This is a genomic window from uncultured Streptococcus sp. (assembly GCF_938036805.1).
Lineage (GTDB): Bacteria > Bacillota > Bacilli > Lactobacillales > Streptococcaceae > Streptococcus.
The window spans coordinates 1-5,633 of sequence record NZ_CALHWC010000113.1; the positions used below are offsets into that span (position 1 = coordinate 1).

Genomic DNA, 5,633 nt, shown 5'->3' on the forward strand with positions numbered 1-5,633 from the left:
AAATATCTTCGTAGTGCTCCATCTGGGACTGATGAATGGCAGTCAGCTCTTCCTTATTGTTGCTTTCGGATTGAGAGATTTTTTGCAGAATGGCCTCGTGGTCAATCTGAATATTGCGAACCGTAGCGACCAATTCTGGAGCTAGCTCTTCTAGGCTAGTTTTCTTAGGCTGTGCTTCTTTTTGTCTTTTCTCTTGTTCAATCTTTTGCAGTTGTTTATCAATTTCCTCGGTTACAGTAGTAATTTTAGTCTGAATGCGCTGATAGACAGAGGCAGGGATTTCCCCTTGAAGGTTGTCGGCAACACTTTTGATATAGGAGAGCTGGGGAAGAATTTGCAGAGCTAAAGTCTGATAGGCTTCCTTCTTGCCGAATTCTTGGTAGCTTTCCAATTCTCTAATACGGCGGTCAGCCTGACCAATCTCTGCCTTTAAATCTTCAATGCGGCCGATGCTGGCTTGCTTAGCTTCAATACGAACTTTTTTCTGCTTTTGGTAGCGATAGATTCCGTAGCCAACACCTCCCAAAATAGCAATGGGGATCAGATAGCTGGCTATCACTCCAGAACCAAATATAATTGCAAGTATCCAAATCCAGCTAAACCATTCCGGCTGCTGGTTTGAATTATTCTTTCTTCTCGACATAAACCTTTCTCTTTCTTCTCAATGTGATATCTCTATTTTAACATAAAAGCTAGTTTTTGAAGGAGAAAGATTGATATATTCAATCGCACTTTTAGATTTGCTGAGAATGCTTGCCTCATCAAGAAAGAGCCTTGCTTCCTTTCCCGAAAGGATGCCTTGTTTGTAAAGCAAAATTATTGCAAGTAGACAAGCAAAAATCGCAGGGAATATCCTGCGATTCTTGTTTTATCAGTCCATTTCTGGGAAAAGTTTGGCCAGTATTTTCGGGGTGATGCTTTGTCCCGGCCCCTCAGCACAATAGGTGTGCATATACATAGAGGGGTTGAAGTTAAGCTCGATGCAGGTACAGTTGGGATTTTCCTTTGTGGAAATAGCAGAGCTGTCAGGGATAATCAGGTCAACGCCACAGGCCCAAGCTCCCATAGCCTTTGCCATGTCCGCAGCTAGTTCTTTATAAGATGGGTGCATGCTGTCTGTGACGTCAATCGAGTCTCCGCCAGTAGAAATATTGGAATTGCGCCGCAAGTCAACCTTGACTCTATCAGGCAAGATGTCATCTGGTCCATAGCCTTGCTGGTCCAGCATGAGCAGTTCAATGTCGCCCAGTTCAATGATTTCAAGCGGTGAACGATGGTCGCGCCCGCGTAGGGGATTGTCGTTTTTGATGGCAACCAATTCTCTCACGGTATGCTGACCGTCTCCGACGACATTAGCTGCCACGCGCAAGAGGACTGCCTCACATTGACCGTCTAAGACAAAGAAACGGTATTCCGTTCCAGCGATGAATTCCTCCACCAAGACGGCAGCGTCTTCTGAAAAAGCGATCTCCAAAGCCTTGCGATAAGCTTCCAGACTAGCTGGTTCTTGGAAGATAGAGATGCCCAGTCCGAAGTTGGTTGACTTAGGTTTGACAACAATTTGTCGGTCCTTAATCAAAGGGTAGTAGGCCAGTCCCTCTTCAAGAGAAGAAAATTCTGCTCCAGCCGGAACGGGAAAGCCAGCTGCTGCCAAAATCTTTTTGGTGACTGTTTTATTGGCCATAGCCAGAGGGATGACATAGTTATCCTTGGAGGTCATGTTGCCGTTCTTGACATACTCCACATGCTGACCACGCCAAAGCTTGAGAAATTGGTCATTTTCATCTAGGATTTCGAGATGGAGGCCTTTCTGGAGAGCGTCAAACATAAGCATTTGAGTGGAAAGCTCCATCTTTTCATAGCCCTTGAGGGCGTAGGGTGCAGTCCAGGCGTAATCTCGAAATTCCCGCGCTTTTGCAAGTCCAAAATCTAAGAGGGAATTCTTCTCAATATGAGGTAATAATTGGCCTGCCAGAGTCAGTTTGGGCTCAGCCAGTGTAGCCTTGACTTGCGCTAGCAATTGACGGTAGGCGTCAGGGAGATTGAAATGCTGGATCACATTTTCCATAGCTTGGAGAATAGCTGAGCTGTCGGCCTCAGGAGGTAGAGAAGTCAAGGGGTGAGCCAGAGCAACAGCATCGTTGAGAGCATAAGCGGCTTGTAGCTGTGTATCACTATCTGTCACATCATCCAGCCACAATAGAGCCAAGAGAAAGAGATGGACCGTGTCCAAGGTTTCCTGACTAATGCCTAAAACGTCGAAAGGATTGAGGTCGAAACAGCGCAGTTCCAAGTAAGTAATGCCTTGTTCCAGATAATCTCGATTTCGTTTTTGACCGCGAAAGCGCACAGGCGAGTAAAATTCCTTTTCTGCACTTAGGTCGCCAGACTTGACATAGGCCTCGATGTCCGAGACATAGCTTTCCAGCGAGCTAAATGACACATGGACATGCTCCTCATTGACGTAGCCGTGATGGCTATTGCGGAGTGAGCGAACAGGAGCCTCAACTGACTCATCGTAAAAGCCAGCTTCTGCCAGTGGAGCTGCACCATAAAGATAGGTCAAGAACCAGCGGAAACGGAGGAAATTGCGAGCTAATTTGAGATAGAGAGCATTTTTAAAATCCTTGAAGGAAGAAAAGTCACTAGCCTCAAAGAGAGACGTCATCAAATCTTTTCCTAACTCGATATTGTAATGAATGCCGGAAATGGTCTGGAGCCGTTTTCCGTATTTTTCCGCTAAACCTTGCCGATAATGGAGTTCGTAGGTATTTTCGAGGTGGGCAATTTCAATCTCGTCTTCTCGGAGTTGGGGAGGCATGGACAAGGGCCACATGAGTTCATCTTGGGGAATGGAGCGTCCAGCTACATCGGTGATGGCACCCAGTAGGCGACGGGCTTCCTGAGTTGAAGAGGCGATGGGCGTAATTAATTCGAGCTGTTGCTCGCTAAAATCCGTCTGGATATAGGGATGAAAACTCCGAGAACCCAGAGAGCTGGGATGGGGAGTTGATGCCAGTGTCCCAGCCTCTGTCACGCGTAGGGATTCTCTTTCTAGTCCAAAAGTCGCCTGTAAGATCGGGCTGGCAGGGTCTAGCTTTTCAAGTAAACGATCAATAGTCATTATTTTTTCCGTCCTTAGTATAGTACTTTCAGTCTATTATAAAAAAGGCCAGAAAACAACTATTCACTACGTTTTTAATGAATTTCCGAACTTTTATCGATATTTAGTAGATATATTTCGTGAAAATGGGAAAATCCAAAAAGAATTATTCGCTTTCAAAGGTGAAAATCCAAATTTAAAAGGTGCTCAATCTTGAAAAAAATTCAAAATTTTCTTATAATAAGGTGTAAGATACGTTTGCAGGTGAAACTCCTGCCTTGTAGATTAAGAAAGGAAGAGCTCTCGCGGCTCAGACGAAATTATGACATCAGTTGTTGTTGTAGGAACCCAATGGGGAGATGAAGGAAAAGGGAAAATTACGGATTTCCTTTCGGCCAATGCTGAAGTGATCGCCCGCTACCAAGGCGGTGATAATGCTGGACATACGATTGTGATTGACGGGAAAAAATATAAATTGCATTTAATTCCGTCAGGAATTTTCTTCCCAGAAAAGATCTCAGTGATTGGAAATGGGATGGTGGTCAATCCTAAATCTCTGGTCAAGGAGTTGGCTTATCTGCACCAAGAAGGTGTTACCACAGATAATTTGCGTATTTCAGACCGTGCCCATGTCATCCTGCCTTACCATATCGAGCTAGATCGTCTGCAAGAGGAAGCTAAAGGCGACAATAAGATTGGTACCACGATCAAGGGAATCGGTCCTGCCTACATGGACAAGGCTGCGCGTGTTGGTATCCGTATCGCAGACCTCTTGGATAAAGACATTTTCAGAGAGCGCTTGGAGCGGAATCTAGCTGAGAAAAACCGCCTCTTTGAGAAATTGTACGATAGCCAAGCCATGAACATTGACGATATTTTTGAAGAATATTATGAATATGGTCAGCAAATCAAGCAGTATGTGACCGACACCTCTGTCATCCTCAATGACGCTCTAGATCAAGGCAAGCGTGTCCTCTTTGAAGGGGCACAAGGCGTCATGCTGGATATTGACCAAGGTACCTATCCGTTTGTAACTTCGTCTAACCCAGTTGCTGGTGGGGTGACGATCGGTTCAGGTGTTGGTCCAAGCAAGATTGACAAAGTTGTTGGTGTCTGCAAAGCCTATACGAGCCGTGTCGGTGATGGACCATTCCCAACAGAGCTGTTTGATGAAGTGGGCGAACGCATTCGCGAAGTGGGTCATGAATACGGTACAACGACTGGCCGTCCACGTCGTGTGGGCTGGTTTGACTCCGTTGTGATGCGTCACAGCCGCCGCGTATCAGGAATTACCAATCTTTCCCTCAATTCCATTGACGTTTTGAGTGGTCTGGATACAGTCAAAATCTGCGTGGCTTACGATTTGGATGGCGAGCGAATCGACCATTACCCAGCAAGTCTGGAGCAGCTCAAGCGCTGCAAGCCAATCTATGAAGAATTGCCAGGTTGGTCAGAAGACATCACTGGTGTCCGCAGCCTAGAAGACCTGCCAGAAAATGCCCGCAATTATGTTCGCCGTGTCAGCGAGCTGGTCGGTGTCCGCATTTCGACCTTCTCAGTCGGACCAGGTCGCGAGCAAACCAATATCTTGGAAAGTGCTTGGTCAAGTTTATAAGCAAATGAAGACAGAGGCTGGGACAAAAGTCCTAGCCTCTCAATTGTCTTTGGATTGTCGAGCAAGACGCAGTGGTTGAGTGGGCTCTACTACGCTGATTTCATCAGTTTTTACAGCCCTACTCAACTGTGCGGAGGTGAGACGACGAAATCGAATTCTAACGAATTACCGATTTCTGTCCCACTCTCTTTTTGAAAGCAGAAAGAGGAAAAGATGTATCAAACGATTTTATTTGACCTAGACGGCACCTTGACCAATTCAGAACTAGGGATTACCAACTCGGTGGCCTATGCCTTAGGAAAATATGGGATCCAAGTGCCAGACAAGAAAGCATTAAGAGTTTTTATCGGTCCGCCCTTGCAAGATTCTTTTGAGCGCTTTTATGGATTTTCTAAGGAAGAATGTTTAGAGGCCATTGACTACTATCATGAGTACTTTTCCGAAAAAGGTCTTTATGAAAATGAGGTCTATCCAGGTATTCCAGACTTGCTGGCTTCCCTGAAGCAGGCTGGTAAGCAGTTGATTGTAGCTACGTCAAAACCTGAAGAATTTTCCATTCAAATTCTCAAACATTTTGGTTTGTATGACTATTTTGACTTTGTCGCTGGCGCGACCATGGACAGAAAACGTAGTAAAAAAAGCGATGTTATCCAGTATGCCCTAGAACAAAATCAGATTACAGACTTGGCGCATACCATCATGATTGGAGACAGGGAGCACGATGTGCTTGGCGCTCAAGCGCAAAAGCTTGATTCTATCGGCGTTCTTTATGGCTTTGGTAGCAGGGAAGAATTGGAAGAAGCCGGCGCCACCTATATTGCCCGAGAAGTTAGCGATATTGCAGCTTTTATCGGCTAATCTTTTTGAGATTCTAAGTGGCGATATTTCCAAAATCATCAATATTCAGAGAGCTTA

At 45.4% G+C, this 5,633-nt stretch carries 4 protein-coding genes; 2 read left to right on the forward strand and 2 right to left on the reverse strand.

Features of this window, described 5'->3' with window-relative positions; genetic code table 11:
- Positions 1–643 (reverse strand): hypothetical protein (locus Q0191_RS04315; protein ID WP_297664150.1); only part of this gene is annotated, 643 nt, incomplete at its 3' end.
- A gap of 228 nt (positions 644–871) precedes the next feature.
- Positions 872–3,124 carry a bifunctional glutamate--cysteine ligase GshA/glutathione synthetase GshB gene (gene gshAB, locus Q0191_RS04320; RefSeq protein ID WP_297664151.1) on the reverse strand — a complete coding sequence of 751 codons (2,253 nt, stop codon included), beginning with the start codon at positions 3,122–3,124 and terminating at the stop codon, positions 872–874.
- A gap of 301 nt (positions 3,125–3,425) precedes the next feature.
- Between gshAB and Q0191_RS04325 the strand changes: the two genes are divergently transcribed.
- Together Q0191_RS04325 and Q0191_RS04330 are read left to right on the forward strand one after the other, a co-directional pair.
- Positions 3,426–4,718, forward strand: a complete 1,293-nt coding sequence (locus tag Q0191_RS04325) for an adenylosuccinate synthase (protein ID WP_297664152.1) — start codon at positions 3,426–3,428, stop codon at positions 4,716–4,718.
- A 213-nt stretch (positions 4,719–4,931) separates the two neighbouring features.
- Positions 4,932–5,576, forward strand: a complete 645-nt coding sequence (locus Q0191_RS04330; protein WP_297664153.1) for an HAD family hydrolase — start codon at positions 4,932–4,934, stop codon at positions 5,574–5,576.
- The last annotated feature ends 57 nt before the right edge of the window (positions 5,577–5,633 follow it).